This is a genomic window from uncultured Candidatus Kuenenia sp., from assembly GCF_900696675.1.
Classification (GTDB): domain Bacteria; phylum Planctomycetota; class Brocadiia; order Brocadiales; family Brocadiaceae; genus Kuenenia; species Kuenenia stuttgartiensis_A.
Genome location: NZ_CAADGZ010000289.1, coordinates 1 through 1,280, shown reverse-complemented (window position 1 = coordinate 1,280; position 1,280 = coordinate 1). Strand labels below are relative to the sequence as shown.

Here is a 1,280-nt window from a genome sequence, read left to right as displayed (position 1 = left end):
TATATGGCCGGTTGATAATGATATGTATCGTAACGCGGATATATGCGCTAAGCGCATGGTATTGTCATAGTACTATGTGCCGGGAGGTGAGTGGGGTAAAGCTAATTCAATGGTTACAAAGAAAAGGGCGTCTGAGCCGTGCGATTGCAGATAATATGCTTCCGGCGCTTATGGAAGAATTGTTAAAGAGTTTCCCCAAAGGACTGTTAAAACAAAAGAGGCGGCGCAAAACAACCCTTGAATTAATAAGTGGACAGGTTGGATTTTTAGAGGGTTTTTCACTATGACAGGGGACAACAGGAATCATATTCTCAAAGAGCCTGAACGAATCAAATCTGCCGTTGCGTTGCATCAGTCTGCCGCGCCGGTTCGTTATTGTGGGCGCGACTTTACGATGGAAGAAATGAAAATTATTAGTGAAATAGTCAGGACAAAGGGTTTGTGCCGGACGGCTATTTCGGTGAAGATATGTGAGCGCTTTGAGTGGAGAAAGGCAGACGGCAAGCTAAAGGATATGAGTTGCCGTGTAGCGCTGCTGCGGATGGAAAGAGATGGGTGGTTCTCCTTGCCGCCATCTTTGAATCGAAATGGGAATGGCGATGGCAAGCCGTACAAGCATAGTAATATGTTAAATGATAACCAGCCATTGCTCAACCTATCAGCCGGAGAGATTGGAGATATAAGTCTGGATATAGTAAAAACCCCTGTAGAATCCCGTATATGGAACGAAATGATTCATCGTTGGCATTATTTAGGATATAAAAGATTGGTAGGCGCCCAACTTCGCTATCAGATAAACAGTCGTTACGGCGTACTTGGGGCATTAGGTTTTGGTGCATCAGCGTGGAATGTGCAGGCAAGAGAAGACTTTATCGGATGGAGTAGTCAGATTCGGGAACAAAATCTCAATCTGATAGTAAATAATTGCCGGTTTTTGATTTTGCCCTGGATAAAGTCAAGGAATCTTGCATCAAGGGTATTGGGCTTAGTCGCCAAAAAACTGCCGAATGATTGGGAAGATCGTTACAAATACCGGCCTGTAATGTTAGAGACGTTTGTAGAAAAAAAACGTTTCAGGGGTACATGCTATAAGGCAGCAAATTGGATTTATTTAGGAGAAACGAAGGGGAGGGGGAAATTGGGAGACTATTCCAAACTTTACGAAAATGTAAAATTAATAATGGTGTATCCACTGTGCAGAGAATTCCGTTCCGTGTTACAACAATCCCAATAAGTTCTTAGTATATGAGGGAGGTGAATCCCCATTCTGAAAAATTAAT

1 protein-coding gene and 1 pseudogene are annotated in these 1,280 nt (G+C 43.0%); both read left to right on the top strand.

What is annotated here, in order from left to right:
• Window positions 1–287: pseudogene (locus tag QZT26_RS17705) on the top strand (IS4 family transposase); the annotation flags it as partial.
• Window positions 284–1,234 (top strand): Druantia anti-phage system protein DruA, encoded by a 951-nt coding sequence (locus tag QZT26_RS17700; RefSeq protein WP_164994367.1) that lies wholly within the window; start codon window positions 284–286, stop codon window positions 1,232–1,234. The pseudogene QZT26_RS17705 and the gene QZT26_RS17700, both read left to right, overlap by 4 nt.
• Window positions 1,235–1,280: the final 46 nt, after the last annotated feature.